This window comes from Acidobacteriota bacterium, from assembly GCA_016700075.1.
GTDB lineage: Bacteria > Acidobacteriota > Blastocatellia > Pyrinomonadales > Pyrinomonadaceae > OLB17.
Window position 1 is genome coordinate 1,201,635 of record CP065000.1, and the last position, 15,452, is coordinate 1,217,086.

17 protein-coding genes are annotated in these 15,452 nt (G+C 54.6%); 16 read left to right on the top strand and 1 reads right to left on the bottom strand.

Going from position 1 to position 15,452, the window contains the following annotated elements:
* Window positions 1-31 precede the first annotated feature (31 nt).
* Window positions 32-889, bottom strand: a complete 858-nt coding sequence (locus IPM50_05395) for a hypothetical protein (protein ID QQS34012.1) — start codon at window positions 887-889, stop codon at window positions 32-34.
* 246 nt (window positions 890-1,135) lie between these two features.
* On the opposite strand from IPM50_05395, the gene ndhC reads away from it, so the two are divergent.
* The 16 genes from ndhC (at window position 1,136) to IPM50_05475 (ending at window position 15,441) form a co-directional block, all read left to right on the top strand.
* Complete coding sequence (gene ndhC / locus IPM50_05400; GenBank protein ID QQS34013.1) at window positions 1,136-1,633, top strand: NADH-quinone oxidoreductase subunit A; 498 nt, start codon at window positions 1,136-1,138, stop codon at window positions 1,631-1,633.
* Between the two features lie 21 nt (window positions 1,634-1,654).
* Complete coding sequence (locus IPM50_05405; GenBank protein ID QQS34014.1) at window positions 1,655-2,302, top strand: NADH-quinone oxidoreductase subunit B; 648 nt, start codon at window positions 1,655-1,657, stop codon at window positions 2,300-2,302.
* Between the two features lie 6 nt (window positions 2,303-2,308).
* Window positions 2,309-2,788: an NADH-quinone oxidoreductase subunit C gene (locus IPM50_05410; GenBank protein ID QQS34015.1), complete on the top strand. Its 480-nt coding sequence runs from the start codon at window positions 2,309-2,311 to the stop codon at window positions 2,786-2,788.
* A gap of 17 nt (window positions 2,789-2,805) precedes the next feature.
* The gene (gene nuoD / locus IPM50_05415; protein QQS34016.1) at window positions 2,806-4,026 is read left to right on the top strand and encodes an NADH dehydrogenase (quinone) subunit D; all 1,221 of its coding nucleotides are present in this window, start codon (window positions 2,806-2,808) and stop codon (window positions 4,024-4,026) included.
* Between the two features lie 4 nt (window positions 4,027-4,030).
* Window positions 4,031-4,561 carry an NADH-quinone oxidoreductase subunit NuoE gene (gene nuoE / locus IPM50_05420; GenBank protein ID QQS34017.1) on the top strand — a complete coding sequence of 177 codons (531 nt, stop codon included), beginning with the start codon at window positions 4,031-4,033 and terminating at the stop codon, window positions 4,559-4,561.
* A 2-nt stretch (window positions 4,562-4,563) separates the two neighbouring features.
* Window positions 4,564-4,956, top strand: coding sequence for a nuclear transport factor 2 family protein (locus tag IPM50_05425; protein ID QQS34018.1), 393 nt, complete (start codon window positions 4,564-4,566; stop codon window positions 4,954-4,956).
* A gap of 53 nt (window positions 4,957-5,009) precedes the next feature.
* A complete protein-coding gene (nuoF, locus tag IPM50_05430) occupies window positions 5,010-6,269 on the top strand; it encodes an NADH-quinone oxidoreductase subunit NuoF (protein ID QQS34466.1) in 1,260 nt (419 codons plus the stop codon).
* Window positions 6,266-7,663, top strand: coding sequence for a hypothetical protein (locus tag IPM50_05435; GenBank protein QQS34019.1), 1,398 nt, complete (start codon window positions 6,266-6,268; stop codon window positions 7,661-7,663). The genes nuoF and IPM50_05435 overlap by 4 nt, the downstream gene beginning before the upstream one ends.
* Window positions 7,664-7,686: 23 nt before the next feature.
* Window positions 7,687-7,839, top strand: a complete 153-nt coding sequence (locus IPM50_05440) for a 30S ribosomal protein THX (GenBank protein ID QQS34020.1) — start codon at window positions 7,687-7,689, stop codon at window positions 7,837-7,839.
* Window positions 7,840-7,848: 9 nt separating this feature from the next.
* Complete coding sequence (locus IPM50_05445) at window positions 7,849-8,331, top strand: DUF1579 domain-containing protein (GenBank protein QQS34021.1); 483 nt, start codon at window positions 7,849-7,851, stop codon at window positions 8,329-8,331.
* Between the two features lie 23 nt (window positions 8,332-8,354).
* Window positions 8,355-10,616 carry a molybdopterin-dependent oxidoreductase gene (locus IPM50_05450; protein QQS34022.1) on the top strand — a complete coding sequence of 754 codons (2,262 nt, stop codon included), beginning with the start codon at window positions 8,355-8,357 and terminating at the stop codon, window positions 10,614-10,616.
* A gap of 5 nt (window positions 10,617-10,621) precedes the next feature.
* Complete coding sequence (nuoH, locus tag IPM50_05455) at window positions 10,622-11,710, top strand: NADH-quinone oxidoreductase subunit NuoH (protein ID QQS34023.1); 1,089 nt, start codon at window positions 10,622-10,624, stop codon at window positions 11,708-11,710.
* Window positions 11,711-11,779: 69 nt separating this feature from the next.
* Window positions 11,780-12,319, top strand: a complete 540-nt coding sequence (locus IPM50_05460; GenBank protein QQS34024.1) for an NADH-quinone oxidoreductase subunit J — start codon at window positions 11,780-11,782, stop codon at window positions 12,317-12,319.
* 28 nt (window positions 12,320-12,347) lie between these two features.
* Window positions 12,348-12,653: an NADH-quinone oxidoreductase subunit NuoK gene (gene nuoK / locus IPM50_05465; protein QQS34025.1), complete on the top strand. Its 306-nt coding sequence runs from the start codon at window positions 12,348-12,350 to the stop codon at window positions 12,651-12,653.
* A 9-nt stretch (window positions 12,654-12,662) separates the two neighbouring features.
* Entirely contained in the window at window positions 12,663-14,822 is a 2,160-nt protein-coding gene (gene nuoL, locus IPM50_05470) for an NADH-quinone oxidoreductase subunit L (GenBank protein ID QQS34026.1), read from the top strand.
* A 1-nt stretch (window position 14,823) separates the two neighbouring features.
* Window positions 14,824-15,441, top strand: a complete 618-nt coding sequence (locus tag IPM50_05475) for a hypothetical protein (protein QQS34027.1) — start codon at window positions 14,824-14,826, stop codon at window positions 15,439-15,441.
* Window positions 15,442-15,452: the final 11 nt, after the last annotated feature.

Consider the following 15,452-nt stretch of genomic DNA (forward strand, 5'->3'; position numbering starts at 1 on the left):
CTATTTTAGAACTTTACGTAGTGAAATTGAATTAGCCGGGCGTGACGAGTTTCCTAAGTTCGACCTCTTCGCCGCCTGCGGTCGCACGGACCAGCAAAGCCGCACGCCCTGCCTGAAAATTCGGAAGCTGCAGATGTATCTTCGCGAGGCCGTTATTATCGGTCTTAGAATGAAAAATTACCGGACGAAATGCCGACCCGAGCACTTTGACCATGATCTGAGCATCGGGGACAACCTTTCGGTCAGTGCCTTTGCATATCATCAGGTTGATGGTCTTTCGCTCGCCGCCTTTGAATTTGCTTTCGCCAAGCAGTTCAATGGTTAGCTTGTCGTTAGCAGGGCGCGACCTGCCGGAAAATTCGCTGACGACCTCGACCGTTTCGACCGTCAACAATTCCGGTTCTTCGATGATGGTTACGTCGTCAATAACGGGCTCATCGAAAATGAACTCAAGCGGCATCAGCGGCACCACCGAATCCATATCGATATCGAATACAGGCTGCGGGATCGGCAACGGAGGCGGTTCCGCGACAGGGCGAGAAAAAGGCTGGGCCGGAACGACAGCAACTTCGGGCACTTGATCTGCAACGGGAGCGGCTTCCGCGACCGGCATATTTCTACCTGCGGCCTTTGCCGTCATCTGCTTTAGGTCTTCGAGCCGACCGGCACGGATCGCCGCGCAGATGAGCTTGTGCTGACGCTGCACACGTTCAGCGATCTCTGTTTCTATGCCGACGATATCCTCATATGTCGCTCTCTTGCTCGCAAGGATGGTGCCGCGGTCATAAACGAGCGACATTATCATATTCGCGGGCGCTCCCTTGTCCTCGGTCTGGACGTGGTAGGTCGTGCCGTTGTGTTCGATGTCTGTATTGAAACCGGCTATCACTATTGTTCGAAACAGTTGAGCGAGAGAAATGGAGGAAAAGGGCAGAAAACACCCAACCTCAAAACTAACACACCCGTTTCGTGAGGGTCAATCACTAATTCCCCGCAGCGTCGGGCGGTTTGGTTTGACAGTCCATAGGGCTTAAACTACGATTTGATTTGAGCGGTTTTTGTGCGGTTTTTACTCAGGGTTGTTGATCATCCCAATAACAAATATTGACCGGCCTCTAGAGGAGGCACAAAACGAATGTCCGAATTTAACATCTCAGATTACGCGCCGCTTGCGGTAATGTTCCTTGTGGCCGCAGGTTTCGGCGCCAGTCAGTTGCTGGTAACTCAGCTGATGGGCCCAAGAAAGCGCACCGCGACAAAGCTAATGCCGTATGAATGCGGCAAGGATCCGGTCGGTTCTGCACGTGAGCGGTTTTCGATCAAATTCTACATGGTCGCGGTCACATTCCTGCTTTTTGACTTGGAAATATTGTTCTTAGTTCCCTTCGCGGTTGCGTTCAAGGACCTTTTAGGTATTGAGAAAAGCACCGGCATTATGTTCGGCACGATCGCATTTCTGGGGATCTTGGCGTTTCTGGCCACTGTTGTTGTCGGGCTGATATACGACTGGAGAAAAGGGGCGTTCGACTGGGGTTCACAGGCAAAGGCATCGGCCCGTGCTATCGCCATAAAGAAACGTGATGGCGAGCTGCCCGGTCACCCCGATCATGTGGAATGGCAAAAGGCCGCCTAGTTTTGGCAGAGACATTTATATATGGGGTTAGAGAACAAGGTCTTCGAATCGTTACCTGACGTAATAACGGTCAATCTGGATGCGGTGGTCAACTGGGCACGCAAATCGAGCCTTTGGCCGGCCACCTTCGGACTCGCTTGCTGCGCCATCGAGATGATGAATACCGTCTCGGCACGCAACGACCTTTCGCGTTTCGGAGCGGAAACATTCCGTGCGAGCCCGCGGCAAGCCGACGTCATGATCGTATCGGGTCGCGTTTCGCGAAAGATGGCTCCCGTTCTGCGGCGAATTTACGATCAGATGCCTGAGCCGAAATGGGTGATCTCGATGGGCGCTTGTGCCACGTCGGGCGGCGTTTTCGATAACTACGCGATCGTTCAGGGTGTTGATAAGGTCGTCCCTGTTGATATTTACGTGCCGGGCTGTCCGCCGCGGCCTGAGATGCTTGTTCACGCCATCACGATGCTGCAGGACAAGATCATGAAGGAATCCGTAAAGGACCGAAAGGACACTTACGAGGCTGAATCACGCGAATCCATTACGCCGGGAACTCTGCCGGTGACCGAAGGCACCGCTCTCGAACGCGAGACGGCAGAAGAGGTCGCTTCGGGCGATATCGCGAGGCCCTATACCGTGCCGTCGAAGCACGAGCGAAGGAGATCGTCGTAATATAATATGACCGAGAAATTACACGGTTTCGTCGAAAAAATGAGAGAAAAGGACGCCGCTTGGGTAGCGGACGTCGTTGACGCACTTGGCGAGGTCACAGTGACCGTTCCGCGTGAGCATATCGTCGATGCCTGCGGTTTTCTTCGCGATGAGCAGGGCTTCGATATGTTAGCGGATCTTTGCGGAGCTGACCGAGGGCCCGAAGAAGATCCGCGATTTGAGGTCAATTATCACCTGTTCTCAACGATGCATCACAACCGCCTGCGTTTAAAGGTGCTTACGTCGGAGGACGACGCGAACGTGCCGACAGTGACCGGTCTTTGGGCGACGGCCGACTGGCATGAACGCGAAACATACGACCTGGTGGGCGTAAAGTTCGAAGGACATCCCGACCTTCGCAGAATTCTGCTGCCGTCGGATTTTGACGGACACGCATTGAGAAAGGATTATCCGCTGCGCGGCTATGAGCCGTACAGCCTGAACTAGGGTCAGTGAACGATTCTATGAGTACTGCAGTCGAAACAGTTCTGCCGGACATTGAGGCAGTGGACCAGCCGCTCGAGACGGAAATGACGCTCTCGATGGGGCCGCAGCATCCCAGTACGCACGGCGTTCTACGGCTTGATCTTCGGCTCGACGGCGAGCTGGTAACAAAGGCCATTCCCGACATCGGCTATCTGCATACGGGAATGGAGAAGCTCTTTGAATACAAGAAATATCAACAGGGTATCGTTATCACCGACCGGATGGACTATCTGAATCCGCTGGGCAACAACCTCGCGTATGTGATGGCCGCCGAAAAGCTGCTTCAGCTTGAGATCCCTGAGCGGGCGCAGGTCGTACGCGTACTGATGTGCGAACTGCAGCGTATCGCTTCACATATGGTGTGGCTAGGAACGCACTGCTTGGATATCGGCGCGATGTCGGTCTTTTTCTACTGTTTTCGGCAGCGTGAAAAGATACTCAACCTGATCGAAGCGGCTTCAGGCGGACGCATGACGCCGAGCTATTTCCGCATCGGCGGACTGATGATGGACCTCCCCGCGGGTTTTGACCGTCGCGTAAATCAGTTTCTGGATGACTTTCCTGAGGCTTTATCGACATTTGACACACTGCTGACAGGAAACCGAATCTGGCAGAGCCGCACGAAAGATATTGGCTACATCAGTAAAGAAGACGCAATTTCGTGGGGCGTGACCGGGCCGTGCCTGCGTGCGAGCGGCGTAGAACTCGACCTGCGTCGACACAACCCGTACACGGGATATGAGATCTACGATTTCGACATTCCGGTCGAGACGGGCGGCGATGTTTGGGCGAGATATTTGGTCAGGCTTCGCGAACTGACGGAATCTTACAAGATCGTCCGCCAGGCCATGGAACGCCTGAAACCGGGACCGATCAAGGCCGACGCTCCGAAAGTTGTTCTGCCGGACCGCGACGATATGCGTAAGCACATGGACTCGCTGATCCATCATTTTCTGATCGTCGCCGAAGGATTCAACGTGCCGCCGGGTGAGGTCTATCACGCGATCGAGGCATCAAAAGGCGAGCTCGGCGTTTATATGAGATCGAATGGCGGGCCGAAACCTGATCGTGTGCATTTCCGCGGGCCTTCGTTCGTGAATCTGTCCGCGCTTCCGCTGATGTGCGAAGGCGAGATGATCGCCGACGTCGTCGCGATCATCGGAAGTTTGGATATTGTGCTCGGCGAAATAGATAGGTAACAAAATGGCTGCAGCAACACCGACAAGTTATACAGACCAAATAGTTTACACGGACGAAGTGGCGGAGTTTTCCGATGCGGTCGTCGAGGAAATGCGTTCGCATCTTGCAAAGTATCCGCCCGAGCGGTCGCGGTCGGCGTTGATACCGCTGCTTTTCCTGATCCAGCGTGAACGCGGCTATGTGGACAATGCGGGCGTGAATTTTTTGGCGAAATTTCTGGGCCTTGAGGTCTCGGACGTTTGGGAAACCGCGACGTTCTATTCGATGCTCGATCTTCGCCCCGTCGGCCGCCATCACATACAGATCTGCAAGACGCTCTCCTGCAAGATCATGGGCGAACCCGACATTACGAACCATATCTGTTCAAAACTAGGCATCAAACCGGGCGGCACGACCGAGGACGGAAAATTCACCGTCTCGCTGGTCGAATGCCTCGGCTCTTGCGGCACCGCACCGATGATGCAGATCGGCTTTGACTATCACGAGGATCTGACCATTGAGAAAGTGGACAGCATACTCGATAAATGTGACTAGCTATGACCAACGGCGAAATTATCAAAGGACTCTACGATGCGTTCGCGACCGGCGATGTCGCGGCGGTTTTGGGTGCGTTCGACCCGAATATTGAGTGGACCGAGGCAGCGGGTTTTATGTACGCCGGCACGTACAGCGGCCCCGACGGCGTGTTGGCAAATGTTTTCATGAGATTGGCGACCGAATGGGAAGGCTTTGCTGCCGTTCCGGACAAGGTCGTTGACGGCGGCGACGGCAATGTTATCTCGACGGGCACATACTCGGGCAAATATTTGAAGACAGGCAACAGCACAAAAGTACCGTTTGCCCACGAATGGGAGTTGAAAGATGGCAAGATCGTAAGGTTTCGGCAGCACACCGACACTGCGGTAATTGAAAGAGAACTGGGACTGTAACAATGGAAATACGTGCCATCGGCTGCGAGCCTTTCACTCTGAAACGCGTGCTCATGGAAAATGGGCACACGCTGGATTTTTACAAGAAAACGGGCGGCTACAAGTCGCTGGAAAAGGCGTTCGGGATGACGCAGGACGCGATCATTCAGGAGGTCAAGGATTCTGCCCTGCGCGGACGCGGAGGTGCGGGGTTCCCTTCGGGAATGAAATGGTCATTTGTCCCGCGGGATTCGCCAAAGCCCAAGTACATTGTTTGCAATGCCGACGAGAGCGAGCCGGGCTCTTTCAAGGATCGCTATATCATGGAAGGCGACCCGCATTCGCTGATCGAGGGAATGCTGATCGCGGGCTACACGCTCGGCGCAAACACGGGATACATATATACACGCGGCGAATACAAGTATCTGATCGACATAATGGACGCGGCGCTGAAAGAAGCTCGCGATGCGGGTTATGTCGGCGAGAACATCCTCGGTTCGGGCTTTTCGATGCAGATCTACACGCACACAGGTGCGGGAGCCTATATCTGCGGCGAAGAGACCGCCCTGCTGTCGTCGCTCGAAGGTTTTCGCGGCCATCCGCGAATGAAGCCGCCGTTTCCTGCGGTTGAGGGCCTTTACGCATGCCCGACCGTGGTCAACAACGTCGAAACGCTGACCAGCATTCCGCAGATCATTGAAATGGGCGGCATAAAGTGGCGTGACCTCGGCACCGAAAAGTCGGGCGGTACAAAGCTTTGGTCCGTCAGCGGCCACGTTAAGAAACCGGGCGTTTACGAGCTTCCGATGGGCTATGCCGATATGGAAAAGTTCATTATGGACGACTGCGGCGGCATGCTCCGGGAAGACAAAAAGCTCAAAGCCGTCATTCCCGGCGGCTCGTCGGTTTACATCATGAACGCGGGCCAGATACTGGGGCAGAACGTAACTCTCGACTATGAAGGCCTTGTTGCTGCGGGCTCGATGCTCGGCACGGGCGGTATGATCGTGATGGACGAGACCGTCGATGTAATGGAATCGACCAAGAACCTGACCGAATTTTACAAGCACGAATCCTGCGGCTGGTGTACGCCTTGCCGCGAGGGCACGGATTGGCTGGTGAAGATCTTCGACCGCATCGCCGCGGGCGGAGGCAAGCCCGAAGACGCTCAGTTGCTGCTTGATATCTGCGACAATATCGAAGGCAAGAGCTTTTGCCCGCTCGGCGACGCTGCGGCTTGGCCTATACAGTCCGCGATCAAGCAGTTCCCTGACGATTTCAGGAAATGGCTTGCAAATAACACCAACGGAGACATTCAGCCGAACGTTCAATGAGCGTAACGCCGACAAATAGCCGACGACCTCTGCTCAACGCTCTCGCGGCGTTGCTGCTCGTCGTTTTAGTTGCGTCGTCGGCGACCGCTCAGGAACGAAATCCTGTAATTCTCATTCCCGGCCTGACCGGCTCGGAACTCGTAGACAAGAAGACCGGTGAACGCGTTTGGTTCAAGACGCGGCGTTCGCGTTCTGAAGACCTTCGGCTGCCGCTTTCGCTCGACGTCTCGAAGACCGGTGATAACCTTGAGGCCACAGATGTTCTGAGAAATGTAAAGATCGGCCCGTTTCCGGTTGTTGACGTTTACGGCGGCTTCATTCGAGCAATGGAGCAGAGGGCCGGCTATCGGGAAGAAAAATGGGATTCTCCGAGCGAAGATGCTGGCGAGAACTCGCTTTTCATCTTTCCTTACGACTGGCGGCTCGACAATGTGGCAAATGCCCGCAGACTTGTCCGTCAGGTCGAAAGCGTTAAGATAAAGCTGAACAAACCGGATCTTAAATTTGATGTTGTTGCCCATTCAATGGGCGGCATCATAACCCGATATGCCGTGATGTACGGCGACGCCGAGCTTCAAATGGGGCGGACGGAACCCAAGCCGACCTTTGCGGGCTCGAAGCATTTCGACAAGGTCGTCCTGCTTGGCACGCCGAACGAAGGCTCGCATCTTGCTCTCGGCTCTCTAATTGACGGATTCAGGTTGGGCGGCCTGCGGATAGACCTGCCGTGGGCCCAGGACACTTCAAAGTTCATGGTCTTTACGGTACCTTCGGCCTATCAGCTGCTTCCGGCGCCCGGGACGTTTCGCGTCTTCGACGACAAACTCGATCCTATACAGGTCGATATCTACGATCCTAAGAGCTGGACGAAATACGGTTGGAACCCGATCCAGGATAAGGGCTTTACCTCCAGGTTCGATCGCGACGAGACCAAAATTGCAGATCGATTTTTTGCTGCCGCCTTGGCTCGTGCGAAACGTCTGCACGAGGCCCTCGCCGCCGCAAAAGGCAGTTCCGGAGAAACGACATTCTTTCCTGTAGGGTCAGATTGCAAGACAGGGATCGACGCTGTGATCGTTCACCGAAACGGCTCAGGCAGTTGGAAAACGCTGTTCAGGCCAAAGGGGTTTACACGTGACGACGGCTACAAGTATTCTGACGACGAACTCAGAAAAGTAATGCAAGTACCCGGAGACGGAGTCGTGACCGCACGGTCGCTCGAAGCCGCGTCGCAGGCGGAGTCATTGAAAGTTTCCTCGGTCTACGCGGGAGCACCGACGAAATTTGTTTGCGAAGACCATCACAAACTTGCGGCAAACTCGCGAATTCAGGATTATGTTATTTCCGTCCTAGCCGGAAAAGTAGCGACCGATGCAGAGATCGGCAGGCGGTGACCACAAAGGAGTAAAGGTTATACATGGGAAAAGGCGATAAAAGAACACGAAAAGGCAAGATAGTCGCGGGCAGCTTTGGCAACACGCGGCCAAAACCTAAGAAGAAGGCTTTTGCGAAACCGGCCGACGCGGTCGAAGAAAAGCCGACGCGTAAACGCAAGGCCAAAGCCGAATAGCGATCATAAATGGAATGCTCTCCTCAAAATGAAAGCACATTGCACGCTGAGCTTGCGAGGCTGGAAGGCTCGTGGGAAGGCGAAGCGACGACGTGGTTTCAGCCGGACGTGGTTGCGGACGTATCACCGATGAGCGGGACATTTCGCCCTTTGCTCGGCAACTTTATGCTGTATGAATACAGCGGAAGTATTCAGGGCAAGCCGTTCGAGGGGATGATGATACTCGGTTTTGACGGTGCCGAAAAGAAATATCAGTCGGCTTGGATCGACACGTTCCATATGTCGTCCGCCATCATGTTCTCAGAAGGCGGCAATGGCGAAAGATTCGCCGCTACGGGCAGCTATTTTGCAGGCGAGGGCGAGCCTCGCTGGGGATGGCGAACAGAGATCGACATGCCAACGGAAGACAGCATCGTCGTAACGGCATTCAACATCCTGCCGACGGGCGAAGAAGCCAAGGCGGTCGAGACCATTTATTCGCGGGCTGCATAACGACAGTTTCTAAGAACTTTTAAATGTCAGATACGATAAAAGTAACCATTAACGAAAAGGAATTTGACGTTCCCGCGGGTTCGCGGCTTATAGACGTCTGCCGCGAGAAAGGCTTCGGCATCCCTTCGTTCTGCTATTACCAGGACCTTGAGGTCCAGGCATCGTGCCGCATGTGCCTTGTACGCATAGACAAGATGCCGAAATTGCAGACCTCCTGCACGATCACCTGTACAGACGGCATGGTGGTCACGACCCAAAGCGAAGAGGTCGAAAAGGCACAGCGAGCCATGGGCGAATTCCTGCTCGCGAATCACCCGCTCGATTGTCCGGTCTGCGACCGCGGCGGCGAGTGCGAACTGCAGGAGGTGATATTTGACTGGGGCGACGTTGAGGAGCGTTTTTCCGAAAGAAAGAACGTAGCACCTGAAAAATATTTGTCGCCGATGGTAGCGAACGATCCGCAGCGGTGCATTCTTTGCAAACGCTGTACACGCGTATGCCACGAATGGATGGGTGAGGACGTTATCGAGGCCGGCAATCGCGGCGTGAATACCGTGATCGGCACTTACGGCGGTTGGCTGAATTGTTCGCAGTGCGGCAACTGTGTTGAAGTTTGCCCGACGGGAACGCTGCTCGACGGCGTTTATCGTCACGAAACGCGGCCGTGGGAACTCGATCAAACGGTTTCGACCGACGTTTACGGCTCTGACGGTATGCAGATCTCGATCGGTTCGCGTGCCGGCAGAGTTCACCGCATCGTCGCCCGCGACCGCTATGTAAACGGCCTGAACGGGGAGTTTCTCGATGTAAAGGCAAGATTTGCTCACGAATTCATCGATCACCCCGACCGCATCAAGACGCCGATGATCCGCTATTCGAAAGGCGGAAAACTGATCCCGGCTACGTGGGACGATACCGTCAAATTTGCTGCAGAGAAGCTGAAAGCGGCGGGCAAGGACGCAGGTGTGGTCATCAGCCCGCGGCTGACGAACGAAGCGATCTTTGCTTTGAAGGAATTCGCAAAGGCCGTCGGAACGGACAAATTCGCCGTTTCTGACAGCCGCGATGTTGCTCCGATCTTTGATAATTTGAGCGTGCCGCTGTGTGATCACAAGGAAATTCGCCATGCGGCTACGATCGTGCTGATCGGCGGCGAACCCGAGGAAGAGCAGACATTTACCGCAAAGCAGATCCGGCAGGCCGTCCGCAACGGCCAGGCGAAATTCATCTGCGTGAACGATACGCCGATAAATCTGTCGCGTACGGCGACGCAGTTCGTCCACGTGAACGCGGGCACGGCTGACGCTTTCGCTCTTGCACTTTGTGATGCAGGCTCGTCAAATGCGTCAGCTGAAAAGATGGGCATTGACGCGGCCGCGGTTGATGAGGTACGAAAGGTCATCGCGGAAACACAAGGCGACGTCATTTTGATGTTCGGCGGCGACCTGTCGCCGGCTGCTCAGGCAGCACTTGCCGGCTCGGCAGCGAAACTAGGCGGTGAAGGCCGCCGCATTCTCCTGCATCCGCTGGCGCAGCACAATAATTCCGTCGGAGCGAATGACATCTGCGTGGGCAGAAAGCCGCTCGATGAGGTCTTAAAGAATTCAAAGGCACTACTGATCGGCGGCAGTTTGCAGGACGCTTCCGTTTTGGCGGGCAAAGAATTCGTCGCGGTGCAGGAGCTTTTCCTGACGGATACCTGCGAACAAGCGGACGTTGTATTCCCTGCTGCGAGCTTTGCTGAGGTCGACGGAACTTTCACTAATAACGCCGGAAACGTCCAGCGTGTCCGCAAGTCGATCGAGCCGCTCCACCAGTCGAAACCGGATTGGATGATCACTGCGGCGATCGCACGCGACATCGGTGTCGATATCCTGCCGGAATGGTCGGCATCGGCCATTTTCCGTGCAGTTGCCGACAGCGTTCCGGCCTATGAAGGCTTCCGATACCCTACAATGAAGGACGAATCGAACCCGATAAAGGCGAATTACGCTCTGAAGGAGAACTCTGATCTGTCAGGCCACATTTCGGCGTTAAAAGAACAGGTCGATAAACTCAGAGCGGGCGAAAAGAACACGGAAACGCCGCGTGTCGGGCACAAACTGCATCGGCTGACGACGCTGACGAGCAAAACGGCGCAATTCCATCTGCTGGCGAACGGCAATCCGAAACCGTCGAATTTGCTGGTTTCGCCGCTAGTTCAGTTTGACGCCAACGGCGATCCGCGTGAAGAAGCAGAGGCCGCTGCGGTCGGTATCGCCGATCGTTCTGCGCCGGGCAAATAGTTTTTATGGAAGATGTAGTAAAGACCGCATTTCCGTTCGTAGTTTATTTGGTGGCCATCGGCGCCGCATTTGGCGGCGTAATGATGATCGTCGCCTACACGGTACTGGCGGAAAGAAAGGTCCTTGGGTGGATCCAGGGCCGCATAGGCCCTAACCGCGTCGGCCCTTGGGGCGTTCTGCAGCCTTTCGCAGACCTTTTGAAGTTCATCTTCAAGGAAGACCTCGTACCCGACAAATCAACGAAGTTCATTTACTTCCTTGCTCCCCTGGTCGCGTTGGTCTGTGCCCTGATGCCGATGGTCGTTTATCCTTTCGGCCCGGCTATAACCACCATAGACTGGAGCTTTTTGCCTTACGGACTGGGAGACGGCATCAAGGAATTACCGCTGACGATCGCCCGCATAGACGTTGGTGTACTTTTCGTTTTGGCCATCACATCTGTTGGTGTTTACGGTATAGCTCTCGCTGGTTGGTCATCTAACAGCAAATACAGCTTGCTTGGCGGCCTGCGTTCGTCGGCACAGATGATCTCGTATGAGCTCGCTATGGGCGCATCGGTGATCGGTGTGGTCATTCTGGCGGGAACTCTTGATCTGAACGGTATCATATTCGCTCAAACTCAGTCGTCTTTCCGTTGGTACATCATTCCGCAGTTTATCGGCTTTATCGTATTTCTGATCGCGGCCTTCGCCGAGACGAACCGTGTGCCGTTCGACCTTCCGGAAGCTGAAACGGAGCTGGTTGCTGGATTTCACACCGAATACTCGGCACTGAAGTTCGCACTTTTCTTTATGGCTGAATACGTGAACATGTTCACGGTCTCGGTCATGTGTACGGTGCTTTTCCTCGGCGGCTGGTATGTGCCGGGGCTGAGCTATATTTTCGAACCGGGATCGGTTCCTTACGCTCTGGCGAGCCATTTTGGGTTCATCGTAAAGATCATCGGGTTCCTCTTCCTTTATATCTGGATCCGAGGAACGCTGCCGCGTTTTCGCTTTGACCAGCTGATGGCATTCGGCTGGAAATTCCTCTTGCCGGTGGCACTTGGAAATGTGATCTTGACGGTCGTTGTTGTTTACTTTTTGAATCGCTGACTCTGAACAGGTGACGCTCTCAGGAGTGTCTATCCCGTCACCTGTCATTTGTCATTTGTCACTGTTTTTATGGTTTCGACGGCATTATTTTTCTTGTTCGCAGGGTTCGCCATCGCTTGCGCCGTATCTTTGGTGTATCACAAGAACCCGCTGTACAGCGCCATCTCGCTAGTCGGTGTATTTGTGGCTTTGTCGTGCATTTATTTGACACTGGCTTCGCCCTTTATTGCCGTAACGCAGATACTCGTTTATGCCGGCGCGATCATGGTGCTTGTCATTTTTGTGATAATGCTGCTGAATCTGGACGACGAGCAGCCTAGGACGCGGCTGGCGTATCTTTACACGTTGGGCGGCGGGCTTGGTGTCGTGCTGTTGGCACAGACGCTTTTTGTATTTTATTCGGTGCTGAAGACGCCTTTGCAGCCCGTCGACCCGAACGCTACCGCAGGAAGCACACTTAGCCTCGGGCGGGCAATGTACACAGAATATCTTCTGCCTGTCGAGATAGTCGGTATCATGCTTTTGATGGCGATAGTAGGCGCCGTGGTTTTGGCACGCAAACAGGCTCGCGTAGGCCTGGAAGCGGTAGATGGAAAGAAAGAAGGTTAACCGCCGAATCTGTCGGCATTTGTAAGACATGGAACCGAATCTGGCGAGTTATCTCGCGTTATCAGGAATACTTTTCACCATCGGTGCCGTTGGCGTTATATATAAACGCAACGCTTTGGGCATGTTCATGTGTATCGAGCTAATGCTCAATTCCGTGAACCTTACCTTTATTGCGTTCGCCCGCTATTACGGCGATACGACGGGGCAGCTTTTTGTTTTTATGGTAATGGCGGTCGCCGCGTGCGAGGCCGCCGTCGGGCTCGGCATCATCATCGCATTCTTCCGCAACAAGGTGACGATAGATGTTGACGAGGCGAGTTTGTTGAAGAACTAGTCACGAAAAATGACTGAGAATAATCTATTAAGCGTGATCATTTTTGCCCCGCTGGCGGGTGCAGTGATCAATTGGCTCATCGGCGGCAGGCTGCGCAATGAGCTGTTTTCGGGCGTGATCGCCTGCGGTGCGATCGCTGTTTCTGCGGCGGTGGCGTTCTATTTGGCTTTCGTCGCGGGCGGCGGTGCTCTGTTCATCGACAAGCCCATTCTCGACCATATCTGGACGTGGATCAGCGTCGGCGGATTTCGTGCTGATTTTGCGCTTGGAATGGACCGTTTGTCCGGGGTCTATGCCTGTTTTGTAACCTTTGTCGGGTTCTTTATTCACGTTTTTGCGACCGGTTATATGAAAGGCGACGACGGTTTTTACCGATTTTTCGCCTATCTGAATCTATTTATGTTCGCGATGCTGACGCTCGTGCTCGCGGACAATTACCTGCTGATGTTCGTCGGCTGGGAAGGCGTCGGGCTTTGCTCGTATCTGCTGATCGGCTATTACCTGAAAAAGAACGAAGCACGCGAGGCCGCCAAGAAGGCGTTCGTGATGAACCGCATCGGCGACTGGGGCGTGCTGATGGCGATATTTTTGACGTTCACGCTGACAGGCTCGATCTCGTTTTTTGACAAGACCGTCGGCGGCGAAGAGGTGCAGAGCGTCTTTACATGGGTGCTGCAGAACGTGACTGCGGCAGAGCCTTTTACTTGGGGAGCGATCGTAGCTGGCGGCCTGACGACGATCGGCGTACTGCTGTTCATTGGTGCGACCGGTAAATCCGCTCAGATACCGCTGCTCACGTGGCTGCCTGACGCTATGGCCGGCCCGACGCCCGTTTCGGCACTCATCCACGCGGCTACAATGGTCACTGCGGGCGTTTATTTGGTGGTCCGCTCGAATGTCATTTATCAGCTCTCGCCGACAGCGATGTGGATCATCGCCATCGTCGGTGCGGCAACGGCCATATTTGCAGCGACCATCGCCATCGCACAAAACGATATAAAGAAGGTCCTCGCGTATTCGACCGTCTCACAACTCGGCTTTATGTTCCTCGCCGCGGGCGTCGGTGCTTTTGTCGTTGCGATCTTTCACGTGATGACGCACGCGTTCTTTAAGGCGTTGCTCTTCCTCGGTTCCGGTTCGGTCATTCACGGGATGCACCACGAACAGGACATGAGAAAAATGGGCAATCTTAAGAAATACATGCCCATCACGTGCGTCACGATGGCGACGGGCTGGCTGGCGATCGCGGGAATACCGATATTTTCAGGCTTTTTCTCAAAGGACGAGATACTTTACAAGACGTTCGCCGCCGACAAGTATTTCCAAAACGGCGCGTTTCCGGGCAATGAGTTCCTGTGGATCGTCGCGGTCATTACGGCCGTTCTGACGGCGATCTATATGACGCGGATGATGATCATGACGTTCTGGGGCGACGAGCGCTGGTCAGAACCACCTGCGGTAGCGGGTGGTTTAACGCACGACTCTGCGACACATGATGAGCACGCAGACGGCCATCACGACGCTCACGGCGACGATAACGACGAACATCACGCACTGCCGCCGAATTTCAAACCGCACGAATCTCCGTGGGTGATGACCGTGCCGCTTATCGTGCTGGCGTTCCTCTCGACGGTCGGCGGCCTCGTAGGTATTCCGTATGCTATGAGTTCGCTGGTCGGCATCAAGGACGCGAATGCGTTCGAGCATGTCCTCGAACCGGTCGTCGCAGATGTCGAAACGCCTGCTGCCGTAAAGGCTCGCGAGAACGCGAAAGCACATTCGCCCGAAGCGGTCAGCACGGAACGCTGGCTCGCACTGCTGTCGACGGTGATGGCAGTTTTCGGTATTGCGGTCGGATTTTTGCTTTTCCGGAACAATCCGCTTCGCAAGATGCCGAAGATACTCGAGCAGAAATGGCGGCTCGACGAGTTTTACAACGGCTACATCGTCGATCCGCTGACGAACCTTTCCCGCAAGCGTCTGTGGCAGGGCTTTGACCTTGGTTTCATCGACGGAGCCGTAAACGGCATCGGCAGTTTTGTAATGGCGCTCGGCAACATCGTCCGCGGTGTTCAGGTCGGTTATGTCCGAACATATGCGGCATTCATCCTGCTGGGTGCGTTGGCCGTGATCGGATATTTTATCTATTTTGGTTTCAAGCTTTTGTAGTATGAAGTTTTTCTTACAACTGTTCTTATTGATCGTATTCGCCGTCGGATCTGCCGCGGCACAGGGCCGTATCGTTTCGGGCGATTACGGCAGTCTGGTCATCGGAATTGATGCGAAAGGCCGCCTGACCGGGCATTTCGCTGAGGCTCTCGGTGTCGAGGACAACGGAAAGCCGCGTTTCACCTGTTCGTTCCTGCTTCAGTCTGACAGGTCTTCAGACGGGATCTACACCGTAATGACCTGGCATCCGAACAGCCCCGCAGAGCCTCTGTTCGGTTCGCTGTCTGCAACCGAGAACGGCGTGGTTTTGAAACTGCCCGAATCGCACGGCGGCTGCGGCATGGTCGCTCCGGACATCGCATCGGATGGGGGACAGAGTTTTGAACTCGTACGTGCGGGCAATTGGATCGGTGCAGGCTGGGTGCGGTCGCCAAAGGCCTATTTTCACACCTCGGCAAGCGCCGCCGCACGCGGCAAGGCATTCATCGTAAAGGACGACCGTATCGTCATTTACGCAAAACGCGGCGGTTGGGTCGAGGCAGAATACACGAATGAAGCGGGGCGCACAACGCGAGGCTGGCTGAAACTGGACGACCTGTATCCGGACGAGCCGTTCTAAAAACCGGCAAT

What these genes read in the sequence shown, in the direction of transcription:
- ndhC (QQS34013.1), top strand. Translation starts at nt 1,136, where the DNA reads ATGTCCGAATTTAACATCTCAGATTACGCGCCGCTTGCGGTAATGTTC.
- nuoE (QQS34017.1), top strand. Translation starts at nt 4,031, where the DNA reads ATGGCTGCAGCAACACCGACAAGTTATACAGACCAAATAGTTTACACG.
- IPM50_05405 (QQS34014.1), top strand. Translation starts at nt 1,655, where the DNA reads ATGGGGTTAGAGAACAAGGTCTTCGAATCGTTACCTGACGTAATAACG.
- nuoH (QQS34023.1), top strand. Translation starts at nt 10,622, where the DNA reads ATGGAAGATGTAGTAAAGACCGCATTTCCGTTCGTAGTTTATTTGGTG.
- IPM50_05425 (QQS34018.1), top strand. Translation starts at nt 4,564, where the DNA reads ATGACCAACGGCGAAATTATCAAAGGACTCTACGATGCGTTCGCGACC.
- IPM50_05410 (QQS34015.1), top strand. Translation starts at nt 2,309, where the DNA reads ATGACCGAGAAATTACACGGTTTCGTCGAAAAAATGAGAGAAAAGGAC.
- IPM50_05450 (QQS34022.1), top strand. Translation starts at nt 8,355, where the DNA reads ATGTCAGATACGATAAAAGTAACCATTAACGAAAAGGAATTTGACGTT.
- IPM50_05445 (QQS34021.1), top strand. Translation starts at nt 7,849, where the DNA reads ATGGAATGCTCTCCTCAAAATGAAAGCACATTGCACGCTGAGCTTGCG.
- nuoF (QQS34466.1), top strand. Translation starts at nt 5,010, where the DNA reads ATGGAAAATGGGCACACGCTGGATTTTTACAAGAAAACGGGCGGCTAC.
- nuoD (QQS34016.1), top strand. Translation starts at nt 2,806, where the DNA reads ATGAGTACTGCAGTCGAAACAGTTCTGCCGGACATTGAGGCAGTGGAC.
- nuoL (QQS34026.1), top strand. Translation starts at nt 12,663, where the DNA reads ATGACTGAGAATAATCTATTAAGCGTGATCATTTTTGCCCCGCTGGCG.
- IPM50_05435 (QQS34019.1), top strand. Translation starts at nt 6,266, where the DNA reads ATGAGCGTAACGCCGACAAATAGCCGACGACCTCTGCTCAACGCTCTC.
- nuoK (QQS34025.1), top strand. Translation starts at nt 12,348, where the DNA reads ATGGAACCGAATCTGGCGAGTTATCTCGCGTTATCAGGAATACTTTTC.
- IPM50_05460 (QQS34024.1), top strand. Translation starts at nt 11,780, where the DNA reads ATGGTTTCGACGGCATTATTTTTCTTGTTCGCAGGGTTCGCCATCGCT.
- IPM50_05475 (QQS34027.1), top strand. Translation starts at nt 14,824, where the DNA reads ATGAAGTTTTTCTTACAACTGTTCTTATTGATCGTATTCGCCGTCGGA.
- IPM50_05440 (QQS34020.1), top strand. Translation starts at nt 7,687, where the DNA reads ATGGGAAAAGGCGATAAAAGAACACGAAAAGGCAAGATAGTCGCGGGC.